The sequence below is a fragment of the Bacillus sp. FSL H8-0534 genome, from assembly GCF_038005885.1.
Lineage (GTDB): Bacteria > Bacillota > Bacilli > Bacillales > Bacillaceae_G > Bacillus_A > Bacillus_A pseudomycoides.
The window spans coordinates 4,001,072-4,027,549 of sequence record NZ_JBBOUC010000001.1 but is presented as its reverse complement, the minus strand read 5'-3'; the positions used below and the strand labels follow the sequence as shown (position 1 = coordinate 4,027,549).

Annotated in this window: 26 protein-coding genes; 6 read left to right on the top strand and 20 right to left on the bottom strand. The window is 36.8% G+C overall.

What is annotated here, in order from left to right; genetic code table 11:
• Positions 1–34: 34 nt before the first annotated feature.
• From MHH71_RS20455 to MHH71_RS20440, 4 genes are all read right to left on the bottom strand, one after another.
• A complete protein-coding gene (locus MHH71_RS20455; protein ID WP_006096143.1) occupies positions 35–1,582 on the bottom strand; it encodes a polyamine aminopropyltransferase in 1,548 nt (515 codons plus the stop codon).
• A 235-nt stretch (positions 1,583–1,817) separates the two neighbouring features.
• The gene (locus MHH71_RS20450) at positions 1,818–2,231 is read right to left on the bottom strand and encodes a DUF350 domain-containing protein (protein ID WP_006096142.1); all 414 of its coding nucleotides are present in this window, start codon (positions 2,229–2,231) and stop codon (positions 1,818–1,820) included.
• Positions 2,232–2,244: 13 nt separating this feature from the next.
• Complete coding sequence (locus tag MHH71_RS20445) at positions 2,245–2,871, bottom strand: DUF4247 domain-containing protein (protein WP_033799138.1); 627 nt, start codon at positions 2,869–2,871, stop codon at positions 2,245–2,247.
• 271 nt (positions 2,872–3,142) lie between these two features.
• The gene (locus MHH71_RS20440) at positions 3,143–3,337 is read right to left on the bottom strand and encodes a hypothetical protein (protein ID WP_006096140.1); all 195 of its coding nucleotides are present in this window, start codon (positions 3,335–3,337) and stop codon (positions 3,143–3,145) included.
• A 904-nt stretch (positions 3,338–4,241) separates the two neighbouring features.
• On the opposite strand from MHH71_RS20440, the gene MHH71_RS20435 reads away from it, so the two are divergent.
• Positions 4,242–4,892 (top strand): YitT family protein, encoded by a 651-nt coding sequence (locus tag MHH71_RS20435; protein ID WP_003201042.1) that lies wholly within the window; start codon positions 4,242–4,244, stop codon positions 4,890–4,892.
• Between the two features lie 29 nt (positions 4,893–4,921).
• On the opposite strand, the gene MHH71_RS20430 is transcribed toward MHH71_RS20435, so the two are convergent.
• Positions 4,922–5,755: an EcsC family protein gene (locus MHH71_RS20430; RefSeq protein WP_033799137.1), complete on the bottom strand. Its 834-nt coding sequence runs from the start codon at positions 5,753–5,755 to the stop codon at positions 4,922–4,924.
• Between the two features lie 109 nt (positions 5,756–5,864).
• On the opposite strand from MHH71_RS20430, the gene MHH71_RS20425 reads away from it, so the two are divergent.
• Positions 5,865–6,302, top strand: a complete 438-nt coding sequence (locus tag MHH71_RS20425; RefSeq protein WP_033799136.1) for an NUDIX hydrolase — start codon at positions 5,865–5,867, stop codon at positions 6,300–6,302.
• A gap of 22 nt (positions 6,303–6,324) precedes the next feature.
• Here MHH71_RS20425 and MHH71_RS20420 read toward each other — a convergent pair whose 3' ends face one another.
• The 5 genes from MHH71_RS20420 to MHH71_RS20400 form a co-directional block, all read right to left on the bottom strand.
• Positions 6,325–7,518 carry an acetate kinase gene (locus tag MHH71_RS20420; RefSeq protein WP_006096136.1) on the bottom strand — a complete coding sequence of 398 codons (1,194 nt, stop codon included), beginning with the start codon at positions 7,516–7,518 and terminating at the stop codon, positions 6,325–6,327.
• Positions 7,519–7,811: 293 nt separating this feature from the next.
• Positions 7,812–8,801, bottom strand: coding sequence for a class I SAM-dependent methyltransferase (locus MHH71_RS20415; RefSeq protein WP_018781599.1), 990 nt, complete (start codon positions 8,799–8,801; stop codon positions 7,812–7,814).
• Between the two features lie 343 nt (positions 8,802–9,144).
• Entirely contained in the window at positions 9,145–9,645 is a 501-nt protein-coding gene (gene tpx, locus MHH71_RS20410; RefSeq protein WP_003201032.1) for a thiol peroxidase, read from the bottom strand.
• 135 nt (positions 9,646–9,780) lie between these two features.
• Entirely contained in the window at positions 9,781–10,176 is a 396-nt protein-coding gene (ytfJ, locus tag MHH71_RS20405; protein ID WP_006096135.1) for a GerW family sporulation protein, read from the bottom strand.
• Between the two features lie 9 nt (positions 10,177–10,185).
• Positions 10,186–10,824 (bottom strand): DUF2953 domain-containing protein, encoded by a 639-nt coding sequence (locus MHH71_RS20400; RefSeq protein ID WP_006096134.1) that lies wholly within the window; start codon positions 10,822–10,824, stop codon positions 10,186–10,188.
• Positions 10,825–11,018: 194 nt separating this feature from the next.
• On the opposite strand from MHH71_RS20400, the gene MHH71_RS20395 reads away from it, so the two are divergent.
• Entirely contained in the window at positions 11,019–11,822 is an 804-nt protein-coding gene (locus MHH71_RS20395; RefSeq protein ID WP_018781597.1) for an NAD kinase, read from the top strand.
• Positions 11,823–11,919: 97 nt separating this feature from the next.
• Here MHH71_RS20395 and MHH71_RS20390 read toward each other — a convergent pair whose 3' ends face one another.
• The 8 genes from MHH71_RS20390 to MHH71_RS20355 form a co-directional block, all read right to left on the bottom strand.
• Positions 11,920–13,482 (bottom strand): amidohydrolase, encoded by a 1,563-nt coding sequence (locus MHH71_RS20390; RefSeq protein WP_006096133.1) that lies wholly within the window; start codon positions 13,480–13,482, stop codon positions 11,920–11,922.
• 86 nt (positions 13,483–13,568) lie between these two features.
• On the bottom strand, positions 13,569–14,000 hold the full coding sequence (locus MHH71_RS20385; protein ID WP_033799135.1) for a VOC family protein: 432 nt from the start codon (positions 13,998–14,000) through the stop codon (positions 13,569–13,571).
• Between the two features lie 119 nt (positions 14,001–14,119).
• Complete coding sequence (mbcS, locus tag MHH71_RS20380; protein ID WP_006096131.1) at positions 14,120–15,706, bottom strand: acyl-CoA synthetase MbcS; 1,587 nt, start codon at positions 15,704–15,706, stop codon at positions 14,120–14,122.
• Positions 15,707–15,858: 152 nt separating this feature from the next.
• Entirely contained in the window at positions 15,859–16,053 is a 195-nt protein-coding gene (locus tag MHH71_RS20375) for a small, acid-soluble spore protein, alpha/beta type (protein WP_000168892.1), read from the bottom strand.
• Between the two features lie 79 nt (positions 16,054–16,132).
• On the bottom strand, positions 16,133–17,344 hold the full coding sequence (gene thiI, locus MHH71_RS20370; protein WP_006096130.1) for a tRNA uracil 4-sulfurtransferase ThiI: 1,212 nt from the start codon (positions 17,342–17,344) through the stop codon (positions 16,133–16,135).
• Between the two features lie 6 nt (positions 17,345–17,350).
• Complete coding sequence (locus MHH71_RS20365; protein ID WP_006096129.1) at positions 17,351–18,493, bottom strand: cysteine desulfurase family protein; 1,143 nt, start codon at positions 18,491–18,493, stop codon at positions 17,351–17,353.
• A 210-nt stretch (positions 18,494–18,703) separates the two neighbouring features.
• A complete protein-coding gene (ezrA, locus tag MHH71_RS20360) occupies positions 18,704–20,413 on the bottom strand; it encodes a septation ring formation regulator EzrA (protein WP_018764505.1) in 1,710 nt (569 codons plus the stop codon).
• 243 nt (positions 20,414–20,656) lie between these two features.
• Positions 20,657–21,487, bottom strand: coding sequence for a LysR family transcriptional regulator (locus tag MHH71_RS20355; RefSeq protein ID WP_006096127.1), 831 nt, complete (start codon positions 21,485–21,487; stop codon positions 20,657–20,659).
• 141 nt (positions 21,488–21,628) lie between these two features.
• Between MHH71_RS20355 and MHH71_RS20350 the strand changes: the two genes are divergently transcribed.
• Positions 21,629–22,573 carry a DMT family transporter gene (locus MHH71_RS20350; RefSeq protein WP_003201158.1) on the top strand — a complete coding sequence of 315 codons (945 nt, stop codon included), beginning with the start codon at positions 21,629–21,631 and terminating at the stop codon, positions 22,571–22,573.
• A gap of 46 nt (positions 22,574–22,619) precedes the next feature.
• Here MHH71_RS20350 and refZ read toward each other — a convergent pair whose 3' ends face one another.
• Positions 22,620–23,258: a forespore capture DNA-binding protein RefZ gene (refZ, locus tag MHH71_RS20345; RefSeq protein ID WP_018781589.1), complete on the bottom strand. Its 639-nt coding sequence runs from the start codon at positions 23,256–23,258 to the stop codon at positions 22,620–22,622.
• A gap of 149 nt (positions 23,259–23,407) precedes the next feature.
• Between refZ and MHH71_RS20340 the strand changes: the two genes are divergently transcribed.
• Positions 23,408–23,887: a GAF domain-containing protein gene (locus tag MHH71_RS20340; RefSeq protein ID WP_033799134.1), complete on the top strand. Its 480-nt coding sequence runs from the start codon at positions 23,408–23,410 to the stop codon at positions 23,885–23,887.
• 43 nt (positions 23,888–23,930) lie between these two features.
• On the opposite strand, the gene megL is transcribed toward MHH71_RS20340, so the two are convergent.
• Positions 23,931–25,121: a methionine gamma-lyase gene (gene megL, locus MHH71_RS20335; protein ID WP_033799133.1), complete on the bottom strand. Its 1,191-nt coding sequence runs from the start codon at positions 25,119–25,121 to the stop codon at positions 23,931–23,933.
• Between the two features lie 352 nt (positions 25,122–25,473).
• On the opposite strand from megL, the gene rpsD reads away from it, so the two are divergent.
• Positions 25,474–26,076: a 30S ribosomal protein S4 gene (rpsD, locus tag MHH71_RS20330; RefSeq protein ID WP_006096123.1), complete on the top strand. Its 603-nt coding sequence runs from the start codon at positions 25,474–25,476 to the stop codon at positions 26,074–26,076.
• The last annotated feature ends 402 nt before the right edge of the window (positions 26,077–26,478 follow it).

Genomic DNA, 26,478 nt, shown 5'->3' with positions numbered 1-26,478 from the left:
CCAAATAAAAAAGCATCTACAAATAGATGCTTTTTTAATAGTAATTCCATCCCTTTTCATATAGGTCTAATAAATTGGGCTCATTCAAACGGTTAACCGGTAATTCAATTACCTCCCCATTCTTTGTGATTATCTCATCTTCATCTTTCCCAAATTGAAATAGAGATGGAATCATTTCTTCTGCCAAATATTCCGTATCTACAGTAAGCTTCATACTATTTATTTTAAATTGTTCTCTAGACGCAATTGTAAATCCCCAATTTCCAAATGAAGGGATATCTAAATGATAATTTTTTGCATATAGTCCTGTAGATTTTACTGTCTTACTAATTGTCCAAAAAGCTTCTGTTGCAAATACTGGTGACGTAGATTGGATGGAAACAAATCCTTCCTGAGATAAATGATTTCTAACAAGACTGTAAAATTCCCATGTGTAAAGTTTATTCAGTGCCTCATTATTGGGATCGGGTAAATCAATGATGATTACATCATAAAAATCATTCGTTTGTTTTAAAAAGTTGAATGCATCATCATTAACAAAATTCATTTTGCTAGAACGAAATGAATTTTGATTTAATCGTAGTAAATGAGGATTTTCTTTAGCTAGCTTAATCATCTCTGGATCTAAATCAACTAAAGTAATTCTTTTTACCTCTTTGTATTTTAAAATCTCTCTCGTCGCTAAACCATCTCCCCCGCCTAATACTAAAACATTTTGTTTTTTAGGAGCGAGAGACATCGGAATATGTACTAAAGCTTCATGGTATCTATGTTCATCGGCCTCTGAGAATTGCAGCTGTCCGTTTTGGTATAACCGTATATCTCCAGGGCCTTTCGTCATAATAATTTTTTGATATTTTGTTTGCTTTTTTAATACAACCGGATCTCGATATAACTTATTTTCTAATGTATACGCATATCTTTCTCCAAACAGAAAACCAAGTGCTATTATAATCGTTAAAATCATGCCAGTAACTCGTAAGTAAACCTGATTCATTTCTTTTTTAAAGACAAAGCTTAACCATACCGCAACAAGGATATTGATGAGCGCAATGAAAAAGGCTGTCTTAATAAGACCTAACATTGGTCTCAATAATAAAGCAAACGTCACGGTTCCGATTAAACTGCCCGCATAATCAAAGAAAAGCACTTTTGCAGTAGATTCCTTTAAATCAGCATTAATTTCTTCTGATTTCCGAATTAAAAGCGGTAATTCTAAACCAGTTAAATAACCTGTGACAACAATAATGGAATATAAGATAATTTTAGCTGTCCCGTCACCAAAGTGAGCTTGCATAAAGAAAACCATAAAAATAGAAAATCCACCAATAATGGCAATAAGGTATTCTGTTACAATAAACGTCGATAATAAGTGACGATGAAATTTTTCACTATGCATCGCTCCAATACCCATGCCACTTAAAAAGAGCCCTATCGTTAAACAATAAAAAAGCGTAGAATCCCCAAACAAATATCCACCTGCCGCTCCATATAAAACCTGATATACAATGCCACAAATTGATACAATCCCTGATGAAGTGAAGATTCTTCTTTTCTGAATCGATTTTTCCTTTTCTGTCATACCTGCACTCCTTTAATAAAGTAGAACTTCCACCAGTGAAGGCCCCGCTGATGGAAAGTCCGCTCCAATCAGGCTTTAACGGGCAGTTATCTTCCACCTATATTCCTCGCTCTCTCTGAATATTGAGGTGAGATACTTACCGTCCGATAAAACGAGATAAACTCTTTTCATTTAATCAGAATAAAATATACTTTCATTGTTTCATAGAAAAAAGAACCTGCGCTGGCAAGTTCTTCTACGAAATAGCTCCCGATGTTATTAATGCTATTGCTAAGGAAATACTTGCAGCGATAATTCCTACCGCAACATTTCCACTTTCAATTTCTTTATCAACACGAACGCGCGGAGTGAGAAACTCAAAGATAAAATAACCAATTAGCATAAGTACAAAACCAATAACACCCCAAATTGCCGCACCAAGAAGAGAATCATTCGTAGCAATAGCTGATTTCATAATTAACGTAATCCCTATTATTTTTCCAAAAAACTGAATGGCAACAGCTTTATTTCCTTTTAGTAACTGCTCCCGATCATTATACGGTGTAATCATTTCAAAAATAAACATACAAATGATTGTTACACCTAATAAAACAACAAAATAAAGAAGCGTATGTAATACTTCTTGTACATCTAAAATTTCATTAAACATAAACCATATCCCCCTATTTCCCTGTTCCTGGGCCACCGCCACGAACTGTACTCCCGCTTCGTATGGAGCCGCTCTCTGATGATTTTTTTTCAATGTTCACTGAAAAGCCTCTACCGCCAGATCCTGAAGAACTCGAGCCTTCTTCCTCTTGAAAATTAGCAGGATTATTGCTAAAAGCACTTACGTATCCTCTGTAACCACTTCTTTTTTTCTTATTATCAAAATCTGCTTTATTCCAACCATAAAGCGTAGCAGCAACACCTAATACACCCATTGCTTCAAGTAAAGAGAAATCATAACTATTTTCAGCAAAATCTTCATTTGCTACCTCAACAACTGTATGATTTGAATTTATTGGATCCTGAGTGATTTGGATAAATTCTTCATTGGAACTTTGAGGATACAGAATAAACATTTCTGTATCACTTTCTTTCGAAACATACTTTGGCTTTTCATTAGCAATAATTTCTTGCGCCACTTCTTTTACAGTTTTGTTTTCCACTGTGTAGACCTGAGCACTATCACCTAAATCATTTTCCATTGTTTCAATGTGCTCATAGTTAGATGAGACAAACCCATCTGTACTACAAGCTGTTAAAATTAATAGTAACGATGAGATAATCAAAAAAAATTTTTTCATTGTGAACGATATTACCCCCTGTAGTAAATTACGTTTTCAATTATAATTGGGTTATATAGGAAAAACCACTAAAATATGATATCGCTACAAAAAATCCTTCCTGCTTACGAGAAATACGTTTCATTTCATTTTTTATCCCGCATTAACGGGCAGTAAGACCCCCACCTCAAAATTCAGCAAAAGCAAAGAGGTTAGGCGGGGGATGAACTGCCCGTAAAATCCCGATTGGTGAGGGCTGATAATCAATGGGGGATGAAGAACCTCCCACTGATTAAAGTTTCACTTTATAACAAGCTTTGCAATATACTTCTTGTGCTGATTTAGCCAAGCATACATCAAACGGTCCAACTAACAAGTTCCGTTCTTTCGGTAACTTTATAAAAGCAACAAGTTCTTCTTCATATTGAACCTTTCTCTGGCAAGCAGAACACTTCAATTCTTTTCTTTTAAACATATCTTTGAACATGCTATATTCTTCCCCCCATCAATCTATATTAATATCATCTCATAAAGATTTACTTTTGTGAAAAATTCACATTTCATGTCCTCTTTTTCATATACTAATGAAAAAAGTTTGTAAGAAAAACACTACTCTAACGGAGGTAGAATCTTATGAAAGCTTTATTTATTATCATTTTAACTCTTCTTAGTGTCATTAGTTGGGATGCTTTCTTCAAAGAGAAAGATGATACCCCAAAAACGGACGATTAAACTTCAATGATTCTTTCCATCACTTATTGGACAAACCCTTAGAACCATTTTCCAATTTCTAAACAACTAGGACTATCCTACAAAAACATTTAAGAATAACAGCATGCTTCTTGTAAACCGACAAATTCTGTAGTTTTTCTCCGGTTATTGTCGGTTTCCATCCGCATACATTTTTTGAAAGTATGATATAATAATATAAAATCTTTTACAGAAAGGATTTAGATATCATGATCGCTCGAAGGAGCATGTGGCATCGAATTGACGAATCTTACACGTAGCGTACTTTTTCAGCTCAGATCCTTTAGTCTAGCGAAAAAAATACGAGAGTGGGGAAATTATGATTGCCCGAAGGATAATTTGGCAACGAAAAGACTCTTCTTACACATAGCGTTTTGTTTAAGTCGCATTGATCATTGCTAAACAAAACAAAGAAGAGGGCAGGATTGCTAAATAACAAATCCTACTCCACGTTTTGTTTAGTCGTTTTTAGGCTTAAACTAAAACGAAAGTAGGGAGAATTGATGGACGAGAGGATTATTCGTTATTTCTTCAGCGATATATAGCGTAGTTAGTTTGATGTAAACTAACTGAAAGCTATAAGGCTCGTAGTTAGTTTACAAGACGAAAAGAACTACTAACTACGGAAAGAAGGAATAACGATGAGGAACATCCAAAGTCGACAAATTATTAAAGAAATTTTTATGGTTTTAATCGGTTCATTTATCCTATCTGCAGCACTATATCACATTCATTTTCAAAACCACTTAACAGAAGGTGGCTTTGTAGGAATCGCGCTATTTATACAAAACTTTTTTGATATTTCACCGTCAATTTCAACTGTATTGATGGATATCCCGATCATTTTACTATGCGCTACATTTTTAGGTAAAAAGATGGTTGGTTATTCATTTATGGGTTCAATTTCATTCGGAGTGTTTTATTCTTTAATGGAAAACTATTCTCCATTCACGGTAGATTTATCAAATCATTTATGGATAGCCGCAGTATTGGGCGGTGTGCTAGCTGGTATTGGACTCGGTTTTATATTGCGATTTGGTGGTGCAACCGGCGGCGACGATATTTTAACAATTGTACTAAGTAAAAGAACTCGCTTTACAATTGGTCAGATTTTCTTCGTCTTTGATGCGATCGTGCTTGCACTTTCATTATATTATTTAACTTGGACAGAAATTGCTTTTACTATTCTTTCAATTGCCCTACAGGCAAAGACGCTCGATTTAATTTATTATCCAGCAAAAGAAAAGAAAACAGTATCTATTCCAATGTCAAAACAACATGCAACAAACTAAAAAGCGAAAGGCTCCGGCCTCTCGCTTTTTTATGCTCTTTTTTCTTTTTCTACTATGTAACGCACTTGATAAAACCTGTTTGCAAACTCTGTTACATTCCGTGTTAGACGATAATTCACCGTAGAACCAATTGCAATTCCTAACACAGGAATGCCTTGAAATAGTTTATGGCGAAGCGCATAAATAGAAAAAGTCTTCAAAATTTGTTTTAACACAACTTCTGTAGAAGCTGGTTTTAATACTTCTTCTTCCCCTTCATAAAAGAACGAATCTTCTTGTTCTAGTTCTTGAAGTAAGTTATACCAAGCATATTGCTGGAGCCTTGTTGGTAACGATGCCGCATGGAATACCTTTAAAGCGAGCATCATTTCATAAGGCTTGTTCACATCATGACCAAACGATGTTGCAATAAGCTGAACCGCCTTTACATTTAATGCAATCATAACAGGAAAGTCAGCTGTTAATAATAACAAACCACCTACTCCGGTTGTGCCTCCCTGTACGAAAGAATATAAACGATGACGCGCCGTCTGCTGCTCTGCTATGTATGTTAATTGATCAATGGATAATGCTTTCAATTCTTCTAGCTGTTCAACCGATTCATCAAACAACCGTGCTGTTCCTAAAATACGATTTCTTGCATCAAGCTGTGATTGTGAACTTTGAATCAATGCATGGAGATGGAATAACCATCCGTCTACTTTCGCAAAAAACTCTTTTCGCTTTTTCTCAGGAAACTTTGCAACAGTACTATGCAACCACTTATCAAATACCTTTTGAAAATCGGTAGGCTCCTGTTCTAATAATTTCCTTTCCCAATTTTTAATATCTTGTAAAATGGCTTGTTCTCGCTTTGATCGCATCGTAACAACCACCTCGCTCAATTTTTTTCTATTGTAACATATTTCCGATTTTTCTTTGTAAATCTGATAAGCTAAACATATATTTATCCAGTACATGGGAGGTTACTATGTGTACCCACGCGCAAAGGCATTTGGAATTGTACTTCACAACGAACGAATTCTCGTTCAAGAGTATCTTACGGAAAGTGAAGCGTATTACAGACCACTCAGCGGTTCTATTGAATTTGGAGAGAAATCAGATGAAACAGTGATTCGTGAATTTAAGGAAGAACTTAATGAACAAGTAGAAATTACAACTTACTTAGGATGTCTTGAAAATATCTTTTACGCAAACGAAGAAATCGGCCATGAGATCATTCAATTGTATTCTCTTCATTTTGTAGATACGTCGCTTTATGAGATCAAAACAATTCCTATTATAAACGGAGAACCCCATACATATGCGACGTGGATTCCGATTACAACATTTCTGAATCAAGAAAAAGTATTGTATCCAAATGGACTAACGAAATTTGTTGCCACAAAAAGAAAAGACGGAATCCTATAGGATTCCGTCTTTTTTACATATATTAACCAAGGTTTCCAAGACGTAATACGTCACGAGCAATCATAACTTCTTCGTCAGTTGGAATTACGATAATTTTTACTGGAGAGTGTGGGAAGCTGATGAATGCTTCTTCGCCATGAATGTTGTTACGTTTTGGATCGAAGTATACTCCCATAAACTCAAGGCCTTCTAATACACGCTCACGAATTAGAGTACTGTTTTCTCCAATACCAGCTGTAAAGATGATTGCGTCTACACCTTTCATACGAGCTGCATAAGAACCGATATATTTATGAATACGCTCTACGAATACATCTAACGCTACTTCTGCACGGTGGTTTCCTTCTTTTTCCGCTTGTTCGATGTCACGTAAGTCACTAGAGAATCCAGAAAGGCCTAGCATACCACTTTTCTTGTTTAATACGTTCAGAACTTCTTCTACAGATTGTCCTGTTTTTTGCATGATGTATGGAATTAACGCAGGGTCAAGGTTACCAGAACGTGTACCCATTGTTACACCAGCAAGTGGAGTGAAGCCCATAGAAGTATCAATAGATTTTCCACCTTCTACAGCTGCAATACTTGCACCGTTACCTAAGTGGCAAGAAAGTAAACGTAAGCTTTCAAGTGGACGACCTAATAATTCAGCTGCACGCTGTGTTACATATTTATGAGAAGTTCCATGGAAACCGTATTTACGGATGCCGTATTTCTCATAGTATTCATATGGTAAGCTGTATAAGAAAGATTCTTCCGGCATTGTTTGATGGAATGCTGTATCGAATACTGCAACTGCTGGTACGTTCGGAAGTACTGCTTGGAACGCTTTAATACCAACAACGTGTGCTGGATTATGAAGTGGTGCTAATTCGCTTAAATTTTCAATTTCCGCTAATACTTCGTCAGTAATTAAAGCAGAATCATCAAATTTTTCACCGCCGTGTACAACGCGGTGACCGATACCGCTAATCTCATCAAGAGATTTTACGATTCCGTTTTCAGTTAATTTGTTAAGTAATATATTAACTGCTACTCCATGATCTGGTATATTTGTTACTTCTGTTTGTTTTTCACCGTTCACAGTAATTGTGAAGATACTATCTTCTAAACCGATACGTTCTACTAAACCTTTTGTTAGTACTGTTTCACTTGGCATTTCAAATAATTGGAATTTCAAGGAAGAGCTTCCTGCATTAATCGCGATGATTTTTGACATCTAGTCTTTCGCCCCTTTTTTCTCTTGGTAGTTGTGTGGATAAGACCACAAACCGCTCGATTTTATCTGATTAAATGTACCAAAGATGAAAACGTTTCATCCCCAGTAAATTTTATACTCACGAATTTAATTTAAACATCGTACGACATATATTTCAAGTGAAAAAATTGTAACACCAAGAAAAAATATATATTACAGATTTCAAAAAAATTCAGTTTTATCTTGTATATATTTAAAATTATTACGCACAATACAAAACTGTACTATATCTAAGAATAATTCTGTTACACACATTACGATTTATGAGTTGCAAACCAACTGTTCAATTGAGCCATCATATTCTCCATCGCTTTCATATTGGAAAACTTAGGTAATTCCACTAATAACGCTTGTTTTGGCATCACTACATTTGGACCTTTCTTTTGGAGAACAAATATACTTTTTGCATTTTTCTCGTTTTTAAACATGGAAACAGGAAGCTGTAATAATCCTTGAATATAGCTTGTTTCTTTAATAAAAGCATGTAGTTTTGGTGCTTGATCACTTTCAAAGATGAAGTTTGGTACTAAGAAGAATAAATAGCCACCTTCTTTTGTATGTTTTACGCTTTGTTCAATAAAAAGATGGTGTGCATAAGACATTCCTTCATCTGCTTTTAAAGTATATTCACTTGCACCGATTTCGTTTGGATAAAACCCGATTGGTAAATCACAAACAACCACATCAACTGGATCAATATATAGCGGCGCTAACCCATCTTGATTAAAGAACTCAATTGCTTGCTTTTGTAAATTTGCATTCACTAAAGCAAGTCTAACGAGTAAGTCATCCACTTCTACACCAAATCCACTTATCGTTGTCCCTTCTTGAGCACCATTAAAGATTGTTGTCATTAAGTTTCCTGTTCCAATAGCAGGATCTAACACCGTGATTTCTTTTTGACCCTTCATAAATTTCTGGAACAAGTAGTTCATAAACATCCCAACTGCATCAGGCGTCATTTCATGATTGGCTTGTATGCCATCTTTCATTCCTTTTAAAATGGCAAGCTGAAATGCTTTGCGAAGTTCCTCGCTTTTATATTTTTCTTCATTAAACTTACTATATTCACGATTCAACCGTTCAATTGTTGATTCAGATAATCCCTCTTGCAGAACCGCTCCTTCAAACAGGTTATCCCCTGTTTCCACAAGCGCTTCTAAATATGTTACATCTAATTCTTTACGTAAAATTACGGTAGAAGAATCAAAAATAGAAAATAATGTTTCTACTGTCTGACTCACATACACTCCTCCTTCTGTCAATTACACATAACTTATATCATACCATAAAGTGAAACTTTAATCAGTGGGGAGGTTTCTTCATCCCCACTGATTATTAGCCCTCACCAATCGGGCATTTACGGGCAGTTTATCTCCCAACTAGCTTCTTTGTGTTACTGCACCTTAAGGTAGGAGATTTACTGCCCGTTAATGCGGGGTAATCTAATTTTTTCCCAAAAGAAAAAGCAGCCTCTATGTCATGAGACCGCTAAATTATATCGACGCTTTTTCAAATATATCGACAGTTCGACAATATACAACACGCCTGACAAGAAAAAACGACCTCTATAAGAGATCGTCTTCATTACTTCGCAGCTTTTGCTGCTTCTAATGCTGCTTCATAATTTGGATGGCTCGTACCTTCACTTACGTATTCTACGTAAACTACTTTGTCGTTGCTGTCTACTACGAATACTGCACGAGCAAGTAAACGAAGCTCTTTCATTACTACGCCGTAAGCTTCACCGAATGAAAGGTCACGGTGATCAGAAAGTGTTGCTACGTTTTCTAAGCCGTTTGCTGCACACCAGCGTTTTTGAGCGAATGGTAAGTCCACACTAATTGTTAGTACTTTTGCGTTCTCAATACCAGCTGCATCTTGGTTAAAACGACGAGTTTGTGCATCGCATACACCTGTATCGATAGATGGTACAACACTAATTAATTTTACTTCACCTTTGTATGTTTCTAAACTTACTGGAGATAAGTCATTTGCCAATACTTGGAAGTTTGGCGCTTGATCGCCAACTTTAACTTCTGTTCCAACTAAAGTGATTGGGTTACCTTTAAAAGTTACGTTTGCCACTTGAAAATCCTCCCTTATTTAAACAAAATATGTACACTGTAAATGATAGTTTGTCCCTATACAGAATGCAAACAAAATCGCTTTATTTACAAAAAAAATAAAGAAGCTAATCAATCGATTAGCTTCTTTTCGCTGTTAAATTTCAAATTCTGGTTCATCGCCTTTTCGCTTCTCCATCATTTCCTTCACTTTATCAACAGCTTGTGGTGCTAACTCAATGATCTTATCAATCACATGTGTCTGTTTATCTAAATGTAACACTTTTACGCCTTGTCCATTTATAACGAGAAAAGCGACAGGGTTAATTGAAACACCGCCACCACTCCCGCCTCCAAATGGATGACGACCAGAGCTCTCTACTTTTCCAAATTCGCTCCCACCAGCAGCAAACCCAAAACTTACTTTAGAAACTGTTAAAATGACGCTTCCGTCAGCTGCTTTAATTGGGTCGCCAATAATTGTATTTACATCAGTCATTTGTTTTAAATGCTGCATTGCAGTTGTCATTAAACCTTGAATTGGATGGTCCATTTTATCCCCCTATGCTTGTACAGATTTTTCTGTTATACCAGATCTTTGTTTTCTCATAAACAAGAGTAATTTCACTCCTGTTGTTATGGCACGATATATACGAAAGGAGGCTGTTAATTCACCTTTCGATGCAAATCCCTTCCCTTGAAACACAGGTGTAATCTCAAATTCCGGTATATCAATAACATGCGTATATTGTCCCAAGACCCCGGCTGCCATTCCTTTTATCCCCCATGCATATCCAGTGACAATTCCGGTACTAGCTGCATCACCCGTTCCAATTTGCGAATGCCATTTCCAGCTATTGATTTTCACTTTTTTAAGAAAACCTTTAATAATAGTATGGATCTCTTGAAGCTTTTTTATCAGTTCCCCGATGCTATCAAGCTGCGCCATGATTTTATTTTCCATACCCCCATCTTTCTCTGCCTTTTCGATTTTTTGTCCAGTCTTTTTTTGCTGTTTTTCAATTCTTTCCAGCACATCAAATGTATATCCAATCATCCATATTTTCACTTGAAATAAACATTGTTTCTCCATTTCTGAATATAAAAACGTCACTTTAAGCGATAGTTTCGACAATAGTATAAATAAAATGAGCAAGAGAAAAATGCCAATTCCAATTACAAGCCATTTCATACGTACCATCCTTTCACTCCATATCCATTATCGACAGGTTCAAACAGGATTAAACAATCCGCAATGAAATTGAATATAGGAATTTTTCTAAAAATAAAGAGGGATTTTGACATTTTATATCGAAATATATTATTTGAGCATACCATCAGAATTTTTTCTAATGGAGCACAACGCTAAATTTGACTGCAATGGAGGGATACACAATGGCAGATCGTCGCAATTTATTTTTCTTTTATGGTGATGACAAAGCTACGCTTGTCGAAAAAATGAAGCCAATATATCGTATTTTAGAGGACAATGGATTTACCATATTAGATCATCCAAAAAATGCAAACGCTATCGTCAGTGTTGGAGATGACGGCACCTTCTTACAAGCCGTTCGTAAAACAGGCTTCAGGGAAGATTGCTTATATGCAGGAGTTTCTACGAAAGATGAAATTTCTTTCTACTGTGATTTCCATATTGACCATGTCGATACAGCCCTTCAAGAAATTACACAAAATGAAATTGAAGTGCGAAAATATCCAACAATCCAAATAGATGTTGATCAAGATACATCTTTCCATTGTTTAAATGAGTTTTCTTTACGCTCTAGTATCATTAAAACATTTGTAGTGGATGTGCATGTTGATGATTTATATTTCGAGACATTTAGAGGAGACGGTCTAGTTATTTCTACACCGACAGGAAGTACAGCTTATAATAAGTCATTGCATGGTGCAGTTGTTGACCCATTAATTCCATGCTTCCAAATAAGCGAACTTGCTTCTTTAAATAACAACACATACCGTACACTTGGATCACCGTTCATCTTAAATCATGAACGAACATTAACATTAAAGCTTACTCCGGACGGTAATGATTATCCTGTTATGGGAATGGATAACGAAGCGCTTAGCATTAAACAAGTTGAAAAAGCAGTTGTTCGCTTAAGTGATAAACAAATTAAAACAGTAAAACTTAAAAATAATTCGTTCTGGGAAAAAGTACAGCGAACGTTTTTATAGAAAAAAGAGTGCTGAGAGGTTTCCCAGCACTCTTTTTTCATGATTCACATGTCGTTTTTTTGCAGAAACATTCATATCTTGTGTCGAAACACCAATATTATTTCTGATATACAATTCGACCATCTATTATAGTTACATTAACTTGAATATCCTTTATTTCCTCTGCTTCAACTTCAAATATGTCACGGTCCATGATAGTAAAATCAGCTTCATACCCTTTAACAATTTTACCACGCTTATTTTCCTTACCAATCGCATAAGCACTTCCAGCCGTAAATAAGGAAACTGCTTCATATACCGTTAATCTCTCTTCAGGTATGTAACATGTTCCATCAATAAAACTTCGCCGCGTGACTGCACTATAGATTCCTAAAAACGGATTTACTTGTTCAATTGGCGCGTCTGATCCACCGCAACAATGTAATCCCACGCCGAGTAATATTTTCCATGCATAGGCATACTGAAGACGATGCTCCCCTAACTTTTCAATGACTGAGGGAAAATCAGATGAGACAAATACAGGCTGAATATCAATAATAGCTTGCAAATGCTTCATCCGCTGTATTAACTCTTCACGAGCAAGCTGACAATGAATAATACGATCACGCAGTCCCTCTGCCGGAGGATATAACTCCAGTGCATCAATTACATATTCAAGGGATAAATCACCGATTGTATGAATCGCAACTGGCATCCGTAAATTACGTGCTTTCTTCACTAATCCCGCGAGCTCTTCACGAGAAAAAATAGCTACTCCATTTGTTTCCTTCGCATCTTCATATGGCTCGCTTAATAGTGCTGTTCGTCCGCCAAAAGAACCATCAGAAAAAATCTTCATCGCTCCAAATTCAATATAATGCTCATTTTCATATTCTTTTCGTTCATCTGCTACTTCATGATGAACGAGTAAATGTGCTTTAAAAGGCATTTCCTTTATTACGTGTAAAAATGCATTATACGTTTTTTGAAAACCACCGTAATAATGTAAGTCTTCTGTATGCCCACCTACTAATCCATATTTCCAGCAATCTTGAATGGCTGTTTGTAGCGCTCTTTGCAAATAAGCTTCATCAATTTCCGGCTGGACATGCTTAATTAATTCTTGCGCTTGTTCATACAACAGGCCTGTTAGTTCTCCGGATACTCCACGCCCAATCTTTCCACCTTTTGGGTCTGACGTTTCCGCTGTTATATTTGCTTTTTCGAGTATGTAAGAATTCACCCATGTCACATGACGACAAACACGCTTTAATAAAATGGGATGCTCCTTAGAAATGGCATCTAAATCACGAACGTGGACGCTTTTGGTATCTGTGAAATTATTTTCATTCCAGCCTTCGCCAATAATCCATGTACCTAATCTTGTTTCTTTCACTCGTTCAGCTACAAGCTCAATCATTTCCTTATAAGACGTACAAGCGGATAAGTCTAAACGGAGCAGTCGTTCTCCATGCCCAATAAGATGCATATGGCTATCAACAAGACCTGGTATCATCGTTCTTCCTTCTAAATTGTGTATCTTCTCAGGCTGATAACGACTCTCTAAGCCCTTTTTATCCCCTACACCTATAATCATCCCATCTTCTATATAAACAGCTTCTACTTTCTCATTCTCTTCCTTCATCGTGTAAATATTTCCGCCGTGCCAAATCTCTCCCATCTTCTCATCCCCTCTTCTTTTTAGTCTACGAAATTAAAACGTAGAAAAAAAGCACCACTTTACGTAACATGGTGCTTTTCCAAAAATTAATTATGATCAGCTGGAACTGTTGAAACTTGCCATTCTACATTAAATTTATCTTTTACTTGCCCATACGCTGGGCTCCAGAAAGTTTCTTGGATTGGCATGATTACTTGACCGCCATCTTGTAATTTCTCAAATACTTCTTTTGCTTTTTCTGCATCACTTATTCTAATAGCTACAGTTACTTGTGATCCAATTTGGTACGGTTGTCCTGGGAATGTATCAGAAATCATAAGGTCCGTATTACCGACTTTTAAATGTGCATGTAAAACGCGGTCTTTCACTTCATCTGGAACAGTGAATTCTGAATTTTCAGGCATTTCTCCAAAAGTCTGAATGACTTCAACTTTTGCATCCAATGCATGTTCATAAAACTTCACTGCTTCTTGTCCATTACCATCCAAAACTAAATACGGATTAATACCTAAAATCATAAAAGGCACCTCTTTTTCCAATTTTTTAGTAGTCATTTCACACCGCAAACAGAACGTACGTTCCTATAAATAATATCATAATCTTACATGTACTTGCAACAATCTAATTTCATTTTTTCTTACTTTATCCCTAATCCCATTTCTTGTTTTCTAAGTTCGACGCGTCTAATTTTTCCGGAAATTGTTTTTGGTAGTTCGTCTATAAATTCAATTTTGCGAGGGTATTTATATGGTGCTGTTAATTCTTTAACATGTTCTTGAAGTAAAGGAATCAGTGTGTCTTCTTTTTCTTGTACATTTTCTCTTAAAACGATAAATGCCTTTACGACACTTCCGCGAATTTCATCTGGACTTGCCACAACAGCACACTCTCTTACATACGGATGTTTCACAAGTGCATCTTCAACTTCAAATGGTCCAATTGTATAGCCAGAGCTAATGATAATATCATCCCCGCGCCCCTCGAACCAAAAATAGCCTTCTTCGTCTTTCTTCGCTTTATCACCTGTAATATAATAATCACCGCGAAATTGCATTGCTGTCCGCTCATCATCTTTATAATATTGTTTAAAAAGTGCTGGCGTTTCAATATGAACAGCAATATCACCGACTTCTCCTACAGATACAGGTTGTCCTTCTTCATTTACAATATCTACATGATTACCTAGCGTCGGTTTTCCCATTGATCCTGGCTTAATTTCCATTCCTTTCATAACGCCAACGAGCAACGTATTTTCTGTTTGTCCATACCCATCCCTGACTGTAACGTTAAAATGATTTTGAAATGTTTCTATTACCTCTCGGTTCAGTGGCTCTCCTGCAGATACAGCACTATGTAAAGCTGTTAAATTATATTGCTGTAAGTTCTCTACTTTTGCCATTAAACGATATTCTGTCGGCGTACAGCAAAGCACATTCACTTTATTATCATCTAATAATTGCAAATATGTTTTCGGTTCGAATTTACCGTGATATACAAATCCTGTTGCGCCTGAACCGAGTGTTGCTAAAAACGGGCTCCAAATCCATTTTTGCCATCCTGGACTTGCTGTTGCCCATACAACATCATTCTCCTCTATTCCAAGCCAATTCGGAGCGCTTGTACGCAAATGTGCATATGCCCAAGCGTGTGTATGTACAACGCCCTTTGGATTCCCTGTCGTCCCTGATGTATAGGATAAAAAGACCATATCTTCTCGGTCTGTCTTTGCGATTTCTAATTCATCACTTTCTGTTTCTAACGCATCTTTTAAATTAATCCAACCATCTACTGACTGCTCGCTCAGTACAAATTTTCGAAGGGACTCCATCATCTCTACATCTTCAAATTGTTCGATATACGGTTCATAACTGACAATTGCCTTTACTTCTCCATGCCGCAAACGATATTCAATATCTTTTTTTCGAAGCATTTCTGAACTTGGAATGACCACAAACCCTGCTTTAATTGCCGCAATGTACGTCATATACGCCTCAATTAAGCGTGGCATCATAATGAGAAGCTTATCCCCTTTTTGCAAACCACTCTTTATAAAAGCGTTTCCAATTTTATTCGCACCTTGTATTAATTCAAGGTATGTAACCTCTCGTCTATTCCCTTCGTCATCTTGCCAAATTAAAGCCAGCTTCTCTTTTTCATTTGTATATTTTTCTATCTCCGCAACTAAGTTATAAGACATTGGTGCTAACAATTCTTCTCTATTCATAATCTCATCCTCCTTTATCTATGCCTCCCTTATATAATAAAGAATTTTCAGTAAATTTTAAACCTACTTCTTTTGACAAATTTTTTAGTGATCTGTCGACATAAAAAAGAAGGAGCGAGAAACCCGCTCCTTCTAAGCCATCATATATGGAATTATTTATGGAAACCGCCTAATTGTTGTTCAGCTAGTGAAACTAGACGTTTTGTAATTTCGCCACCAACAGATCCGTTAGCGCGAGATGTTGAATCAGCTCCAAGTTGAACACCAAACTCTTGAGCGATTTCGTATTTCATTTGATCTAATGCTGCTTGAGCACCAGACACTGCTAATTTGTTTGTGCTTGCCATATGGTATCACCTCCTTGTGAGTATAGAGTGTGATAAACCATAGGACTTCATACATATCTAATGATGGTAATTTATGGTTTTAGAAAAGATCTTCAAATTGTTCTTCTTCACTCACTTCTACTGTTTGTAATACCATCTTTTCTGTATTAGCAACAGCTTCTTCAATAAGTGGTGTAAAGTCATATTTTGATTCAAAGCGATTTGCTTTTTCACGCTTCGGTTTTGTCGATGGACTTGCTGGTGTGAATACTGTACAGCAGTCTTCATACGGACGAATCGAAATATCATATGTTCCAATTGCATTTGCAACTTTAATAATTTCTAGTTTATCCATCGTAATAAGCGGGCGAATTACTGGATAGTTTGTAACCTCATTAATCGTATGCATACTATCTAACGTTTGGCTCGCTACTTGTCCAAGACTTTCACCCGTTGTTATCGCAAGTGCATTACGCTCCTCTGCAATACGTTCTGTAATACGCATCATCATACGGCGCATAACTGTCATAGAATAACTAGATGGAATTTCCTTATTAATTGTTTTTTGCACTTCAGTAAACGGAACAAGGTGAAGCGTCACACGTTTACAATACTTTGTTAACTCTTGTGCTAAATCAATTACTTTTTGCTTCGCACGCTCACTTGTGAATGGCGGACTATGGAAGTGAACTGCCTCCACTGATACACCGCGCTTCATTGTTAAGAAAGCAGCTACTGGGCTATCGATCCCACCAGAAAGAAGTACCATTACTTTTCCGCCAACGCCAACTGGTAATCCGCCAGCTCCCATGCGCTCATCACACATAATATAGCTATAACCGCTGCGAATTTCTACACGAACATTTACATCTGGATTATGAACATCTACTGTAATGTCTTCTGTATTATCTAAAATATAGCCGCCAATCTCCGGAAGCAACTCCATCGTCTGCATCGGGAAGTGTTTATAAGAACGGTGTACTGTAATTTTAAATGTTTTAACATCGCCTTTTACTTGTAAGAAAGCAGCAAGCGCTCCTTTTTTAATGTCTTCTAATTCTGACGGTACTTTCATTGCTAAGTTAAACTTATGAATACCAAATACATCTTTCAATCTCTCTGCAATCGCCTCATGATCTTCACCATTTAACTGAATGTACATGCGGTCGTGTGTTGCATCGATTTTGATATTTGGGAATTTCTTCAATTTAAATTTAACGTTATCTTTTAACGTGTTTACAAACTTAGAACGGTTTTTTCCTTTTGTCGTCATTTCTCCATAACGAACTAAAATATATTCATATGTCATCATATTTCTTTACCTCATCACTTCATATAATTTTGGCAATGTTTCTTTTATAATTTCTTCAAATTGTGTTACTTCTTCCATCGTATTTTCAGGTGCTAAACTAATGCGAATCGCACTCGCTGCTGCAGCATGCGGTATTCCCATTGATACTAACACACGACTCACTTCATTTGCTTTTGAGGAACAAGCTGATTTGGTTGATATATATACGTCACGTTCTTCTAGAGCATGAACCACTACTTCTGGTTTCAACCCAACGAATGATACATTTAAAATATGCGGCGCAGCATACGCAAGCGATGTATTAATTGTTACATCTTCCATTCCCTCTAAGAAACGTACGAGTTCTGCTTGCAATTTCTGTAAGTGGTCACTCTTTTCTCTCATATGTTCCATTGTCATACGTAGTGCCTTTACCATCGCGACAATACCAGGTAGGTTCTCTGTACCCGAGCGATAACGCAGCTCCTGCTGACCACCTGATAAAATCGGATCTAATCTTACACCATCGCGTACATATAAAAGTCCTGTTCCCTTTACGCTATGAAATTTATGTCCAGATATCGAACAAAGATCAATATGAGAAGCATATAAATCAAGTGGTACTTTTCCAATTCCTTGTACATGATCCACATGGAATCTTATTTTTGGATAGTTCGCTAGCAATTCACCAACTTCAGAAACAGGTTGAATCGCCCCTGTTTCATTATTCACATGGATCATTGAAACAAGGATTGTATCCTCACGAAGCGCTCGTTTTACATTTTCTACTGATACAATACCATGTTCGTTTACAGGTAAATAGGTAACATCAAAGCCGAGCCCTTCTAATTGTTTATATGCTTCAAACACAGACGCGTGTTCAATATTTGTTGTAATAATATGCTTACCACGAGAGCGATTCTTCATCGCTATTCCTTTAATCGCAAGGTTATTCCCTTCCGTTCCACCCGATGTGAAAATAATCTCGGAAGGCTTAACATGAAGAAGCCCTGCTGCAATCGTTCTCGATTGTGTTAATAAACGCTCCGCTTCTCCCCCGAGCGAATGAATAGAAGAAGGATTCCCAAAATATTTTCCTGCAACCGTTACGTAAGATTGAAGGACTTCTGGATATGGTTTCGTCGTCGCACTATTATCAAAATAGATCATCGTTCTTCCCCTTTCAGCGCTGTCACATCATATAATCATATCACAAATACGTGTAATTACGCTAAACATACTCAAAGGTTCCATTTTTCAATATAGAAGTATACTTCTATATTTTGAAACGAAAAACACTGTTGTATTCCGCTATTCATTATAGCAATATCGCTCTAGAATTTACACAGATCCAGTGCAAAAAAACAAACCCCTTTTTCATCAAGGGGTTTGTTCATTATCAACAAATTCAGCAATTTTTTGTACAACACCAGGTTCAAGTTGTTCCAAAACAGAAGCTGCTTGTTCTAAAGCTGCATCATATTCATATTCGCGGAACAATCTCTCTGCATTCTCTAAGCTTTGCGCCAAATCCACATCATGACTACGGTAGCGATTACCATATTGGATTAGCTTTTCTACTAAGTACGCTTGTCCAATTAACTCCTGCGTCTTTTCATATACACCGTTTACCATTGTATATGTTTCTTCTAACATACTATTTACAACATTCATATTTAGTGGTTTTAATTCTAACTGTTCATATACACCTTGCATTGCCTCTTGTCCTCTTTGTAAATCTTCCATAATGCTTTCTGGAAGACCTGGTAAGTTAGACTTTTGCATAAAGCGTTTAGCTTCTATGATCATATTGCGCATTTCATTTAATTTCTCACGCGCTTCAAATTCTTCTTTACGCATCATTTGCAACATATCTTTATACTCTACATGAAGTACCTTCAATGTTTCACATTGCTCATAAATCTCTTCCAGTTCTTCACGAATAACAGAGAATGCAATATCTTGCTCTGCAACACGTAATTGCAATACTTCAAAGCGTTTCATTAAAATATGCATTTGTTTTTCAATCAACTTTTGTGATTCAATGTCTTTGTCTTGCAGCTGATAGCTTTGTTTCACAAATTGCGTTTCGGATTTTGTCTCAATTGCTTTTTCATGAATTTCCTCTAAATCTTCGTAAATACTAACTGACTTTTTCTCTACATAATGCTTCGCATGTACTTCTTGTTCTAATTGATCATACAACATATCCAAACGCTTTTTTAAGCCTTCTATTTTCTCGTTTACTTCTGTTATATGAAGCTCTTCTAAATCAATCAGACATGTTTGTAGTTGTTTGTTCATATCCCGTACTTCTTTAGGGATTTCTAAATGATTTAATACATACCCTTGTTTTTTCATATCATCATGACCTTGTAATAAATCATCCAATTGTACCAGTAATGTTGCTTGACACTCCACTAATAAATCAGGAATTTCATGAACGATAATTTCTAAGTTCGCCAATCCATCTTCCAAACTTTTTACAATATCACGTGCCTTTAAATAATCACCGTTTGCCGTTGTCTCGTCAAACTCTTGAAACTTCGCTGATTCTATATCAAGTAACTCTTCAATTTTCTGTTCGGATTGTCCAAACATATGACGATGAGCCAATACATTCTTTTTCATACTACGATATGTATCACGTAAACCTTCAATTTCCGAACTATTTTTCTCATAGCTCTCTAATAATTGCTGTAGCTCATTTAAAATCTCCGTAATGCGGTTATCCGCTTCATCTAAATCACGAATGGATTCACTCATCAAACGCTTTGCTTTTCGGAAGGAAAATTGTGAGGCTGACTTTTGGGCATTTTCTAATGTTTTATCAGCTTTTGGCAGAAGGTTTGCAACAATTTCATCCCATTCTTCACGCCACTTTCCAAACAGTTCCTCTGTTTGTCCAGTCATATTTAAATCCTTAACCCGTTTCAATTCATCTGCAACAGGTTTATCTTTGACTTCTTGTTTCCACTGCTCAAGTGCTTCAATATCTTTATATAAACGATTTCTTATCACGAGCTCTATCATGAGCAGCACTAGAATAGAGCTTACTACGATGATAACGATCGTCAGAATAGAATCCATGTAAAATAGCCTCCTATTATATCTCTTTTTTTGTCCGTTCCGTTTATGAAATGGAAGGCATTATGTATAAAAAGGGAAATCCCCTATATTTAACAACTAACAATGTACTAATCATACCATGTAATGACGTGTTTTTGACCTAGTTTTTTTTAAAATTTCTTGTTTCTTTTGTTGCGTTTGTAATATTCCTTCTAAAAATTTCTCGATTTTCTTTTTTCCATACTCCGCTGCATTTATAAACATTTACTGGAAAGACTGTAATAAAGATACATCTTTTCTATGGGATATAAAATAAACCACTCTCGTTAACGTTGGCTCCACATGTATAATACGAATCCCATCTTGCACTGCCTGCTCCACTGCAATTTTTGGCAACAACGTAATACCCAGGCCAGCCCGAACCATCGCAAGCATCGGCTCAGCGTAGGATGTTTCTACGGCGATAGTAGGCGTAACACCTATCCCTTTGAACATTGTCATAATCATTTTTCTAATATCGCAAATTTCCGGATAAATAATAAGTTTTTCATGCTGCAAATCTTTTATTTGAATCGTATGTTCATCTTTATAGGCATGTTCATCCGAAACAACACAAACAATATTTTCTCTTCTTACTTCTTTTACAAGCTTTGCTCCTTCCACGATTGAATCAACTAACATTGCGTCAATCTTTCGCTCCCGAAATAATTCCATTAGCACTTTCGTATGTTCAATTTGCCATTCTACTTCATATATTTGTTCTAATGTACCTCTGCATTTTGATATGTAATGAGCAGCTAAACTCGGCAATACCCCAATTGAAATCTTTTTCTTCTCTTGATACTCTTTCAACTCTCCTTTCACATCATTTATTTGTTCTATAATTGGCTCAATCCGTTTTATAAATAGCTCCCCAGCCTCTGTTAATTCCACTCCTTGTGCAGACCGTTTTAATAACTTGACTCCTAAGTCCGCCTCTAATCTTTGAATTTGTTTACTGAGGGCTGGCTGCGAAATATGCAGAAGTTTACTCGCTTTCGATAAACTTCTTGTATGTTTCACCTCAATAAACGATTGTACTGCTTCAAAATCCATATGATACACACCTCTAACCAAAAGTTATAACCGCTATAAAAAATCAATATTTCCTATCCATAGAAAGCGAGCGCTATACTCATCTCATGCTTATTTTTATGAACTTACTATAATATCGGAATAAAAAGGAGAAAGATACTCGTGAGTAAAAAACAAATGCTACTTGGGTCCCTTTTATGCTTACTTGCCGTAACAGCTTGGGGATTTATGTTTCCTGTTATGGCCAGCGCTCTGCAGTTTATAGATCCATTCTTTTTCACAACAATCCGCTATGGATCCGCAGCTATTATTTTTACTGTTCTTCTCTTCATGATTGAAGGAAAAGTCGCTTTTCACTTAGAAAAACAAGCTCTCCATTTGTTATTTTATGGTACAGTCGGTTTTGCCGGATACGGATTTCTTGTTTTCTATGGACAGCAATTAGCAGGACCTTCAGGGGCTATTCATGCAGCCATGATTCAATCTCTTATGCCGCTGCTTGCTTTACTATTACAATGGATCTTAAAAAATAAAAAACCACAAAACTATACATTTCTTTGTATGCTTTGTGCACTTATCGGTGTTATGCTTGTCATTTCAAAAGGTAATATTCACCTATTATTTGGAGCCGCTAGTCATGTCTCCACAAATCTATTTATGTTATGCGGCGTGATGTGTTGGGTCATTTATACAAATGGTGGTTCCCGTTTTCAAAATTGGTCACCGCTTCGATATACAGCACTTACTTGCTTATTCGGATCCATTTCACTCGTCCTTATTGTGGCTTTGCTAACGTATACAAACTTGATTTCTGTACCGCCTCTCCATACAATCGTCACAGTTCGCTTTGAGCTATTTTATATGTCGATTATCGCAGGAGTTATCGCCGTCTTTTGTTGGAATATGGGCAATCGATATATTTCATCCATTAACGGTATTTTATTTATGAATTTAGTTCCTGTACTGGCACTTATCGGATCGATTTTTCGAGGCTATAAAATTGAAGAAATTGAAGTAATTGGAGCGATGATTACCATTATCGCTTTACTATGCAACAACTTATGGCAACGAAAGCAAGAGCGTATCCAAGAAGAAATCACTTCTTGAAAAACACGCCAAAAAATATCCCCACCTAAAATATGGCGGGGGTATTTTACATATGGACTGCTCTCGGTAACGGATAATACATATGCGTTAAACATAATATTTGTTCCATCCATTGCTCTACTTCTTTCGTATACATTTCCAAAAAGAATGTTTCTGATGGAAACGAATGCAGTACCTCCGATATATATTGTGGATATAAATACGGCATGTTTATCATGCCCTTTAATTGCGTCATAAACATTGTAAAAGACACCTTTTGAAACTCTTGCTGCACTTGCCCCTGCTTAATGATTTGCTCTATATAATATCTTTCTTTAGAAAAATAAACAGTCATCACTTCCCGGATCAACGTTGTATCAATTGAAAGCTCTCGGTAAAAAAACCGAGTAAGTTCCCTATGCTCAAACTGATAGCGTAAAATTCCTCGTACAATTTGATTCATCACTTCTTTAGCTGGCAAATACTCTCTTTGTTCAAATGACCTTTCAATTACCCCGACATATCCTTCTAAAAAATCAGTTATAAGCTGTTCTAATAAACCTTGCTTTCCAGCAAAATAATATGAAATATTGGCCACATTCACATCCGCCCGCTTTGCAATATCTCGCACCGATGTTCCATCGTACCCTTTCGTATAAAACAATGAAATTGCCGCATCAATTACCTTTTGTTTCGTCTGCTTCATGCGCTCACTTCCTCTCACCCTGAACAGCTATAATGTAAATTTCTTGACTTTTAAGACAAATTCCTTTAATTTTCTATCGACAAAGTCATATGAAATACAGCGTATTTTGCTATGATTTTACATTTCTCGATAGAAAGGGTGCCGTTTCCATGTTTACAAAAGAAAGTTATGCAGGATCACGTGAGCAGCAATATGAAACAGTAATCAAACAACTTAATGCATTGTTAACGGGTGAATCAAATGTGGTCGCAAATTTAGCAAATGCTTCTGCTCTTTTAAACCAATTTTTAGAGCGTATTAACTGGGTTGGCTTTTATGTGACAGAAGGAAATCAACTTGTACTCGGGCCATTTCAAGGAATGCCTGCGTGCGTTCGTATTCCATTTGGACGCGGTGTTTGCGGCGTAGCAGCTGAAACAAAAAAAACACAACTTGTTGCAGATGTTCATCAATTTCCAGGGCATATCGCTTGTGACAGCGCTTCTAATTCCGAAATTGTTGTACCGATTATAAAAGAAGGCACCGTCATCGGTGTACTCGATATTGATAGTCCTGAAAAAAATCGTTTCGATGAAGTGGATCAGCACTACTTAGAGAAGTTTGTGGAAACGCTCCTAAAACATATGTAAAAGATGCGAGCCATCTATTTAGTAAATCGATGGCTCATTTTTTTCATTCCCCATTCACATGAGAAAATGCATTCGATTGCTTCTGGAACGCGTACGCTAAATCCGAGACAATATCCTCCCATGATTCTAATCCAACAGATAAGCGTATTAAATTATCAGAAATGCCCATTTCATGGCGTACTGTCGCTGGAATGACAGCGTGCGTCATCGTTGCTGGATGTTGCACTAACGTCTCTGTGTCACCAAGACTCACCGCAATTGTAATAAATTGCAATTCATTCATGAATGCCTGTGCTTCTTCTTTTCCACCTTTAATCGTAAATGAAATCACACCGCCTCCGCGCTTCATTTGAGACAATGCTATTTCTCCTTCTGGATACCAAACTGCCTCAACACTTTCGTGATTTTTCAAAAAGGCCACGACTTTTTCCGCATTATCACAGTGCCGGTCCATTCGTACAGCTAACGTCTTTAAACCACGCAGCAAAAGCCATGCATCAAAAGGCGCCATAATTCCGCCAATATCTTTTCGAATCGGCCGAATTTGTTCAGTTAGCTCCTTCGTTTTACAAACCGTCACACCAGCAACAACATCACCGTGACCGCCAATATATTTTGTAGCACTATGAAGAACAACATCACAGCCGAGTGTAAGAGGCGTTTGTAAATAAGGCGAGCAAAATGTATTATCGACAATGACAAGCAGTTCATTTTGTTTTGCCACTTTAATAACCTTTTCTAAATCGATGAGCTTCATTGTCGGATTAATGGGCGTTTCAACAAATATCAACTTTGTATTTGGACGCATACTTGCCTGAATCTCTTCTTCTGTTTCCATATCACATAATGAATGTGTAATCATAAACTTCTCTTCTAACACTTCTAAAAAACCGTACGTACATCCATACAAACCGTTTGAACAAATGATATGATCTCCAGCACGTAAAAATGCGAGAAGTGTCGCCGAAATTGCGGCCATTCCAGAACCGAACGCTAACGCCGATTCTCCTCCTTCTAAAACAGCCATACGCTCCTCAAACAATTCCACAGTCGGATTTCCAAGTCTTGAATAAATGTAAGATGGATCCTGCCCAGCGAAACTTGCTTCTCCTTGCTGCGCTGTTTCAAATGTATACGTTGAAGTTTGAAATAGCGGTGGCGTTAAACTCCCTTTATGCATCTTGGAATCATACCCGTGATGAATCAGCGCTGTTTCTATCTGTTTCTTTTTCATACAAACATCCCCCTTATGTTTCTATTTTATGTAAGCGTTTTCTATCTGTTGCTATCCTTTCTTTCATGTTGTTTTAAATTCCTTCTTGTAATTTCCAAACTTTACATGTATAAAACAAAATACGAACTCACTTGACGAAATAAGATTCAAAAGATATAATAGCGTTTGTGTAAAATAAAAAGGCAGCCTTGTGATGTGAGTTTATCGTTTGTATTTTGTTCCTCACGTTTGAGGTGTATCTCGTAACTCCCTGCTGCTGGAGCGAAGGTACATGAAAACAAAATGCGCATAAATGTCGATTACGTCTGTTTTTATTTTACGAAAATAAAAACACTTAAAGGAGGAGTCAACTATGGCTCGTTATACAGGTCCAGCTTGGAAACTGTCTCGTCGTCTTGGAATCTCTCTAAGCGGCACAGGTAAAGAATTAGAAAAACGCCCTTACGCACCAGGTCCTCACGGTCCTAACCAACGTAAGAAACTTTCAGAATACGGTTTACAATTACAAGAGAAACAAAAACTTCGTCACATGTACGGCATGACTGAGCGTCAATTCCGTCGCACATTTGACCAAGCAGGTAAAATGCCAGGTAAACACGGCGAAAACTTCATGATTCTTCTTGAAGCTCGTCTTGACAACCTAGTTTACCGCATGGGCTTAGCTCGCACTCGTCGTGCAGCTCGCCAATTAGTAAACCACGGTCACATCATGGTTGATGGTGCTCGCGTAGACATCCCATCTTACCGTGTAAAACCTGGTCAAACTATCAGCGTTCGCGAAAAATCTAACAACCTTGTTGTTGTTAAAGAAGCGATCGAAGTTAACAACTTCGTACCAGAATACTTAACTTTCGATGCTGATAAATTAGCAGCTACTTTCACTCGCTTACCAGAGCGCGCTGAATTAGCTGCTGAAATCAACGAAGCGTTAATCGTAGAGTTCTACTCTCGTTAATCTCGATGCTCTGCAAAGAGTAGTATTAAAAGTCTTAGAAATCTTGTTAAATCAAGGTTTCTGGGCTTTTTTTATTTTATTTAATAATGCAAAATAAGGCATAAAAAAGAATGTAATTGGGGCCAGTTTGGGGCCACAATTAAAAAGGCTGGCGTGTGTATAGAAATGGATAAGTGTAAACAAAATACTAAAAAGCTCTGTAAATCCATAGTACATTTATCTTATTTGTAGTTAATGATTATTAGCCCTTCTTTTCTTCAAAAATTTTCATTGCTCTTTTATCCACATAAGGAGAAATTTTTCTGTTTCTAGTGCTGAAAAATACCACTTTCCACCTATTTTATATTTCGTAAAATGTTCATCATAAAAGAAATTTTCTTTGATGGTATTTCCACTCATACT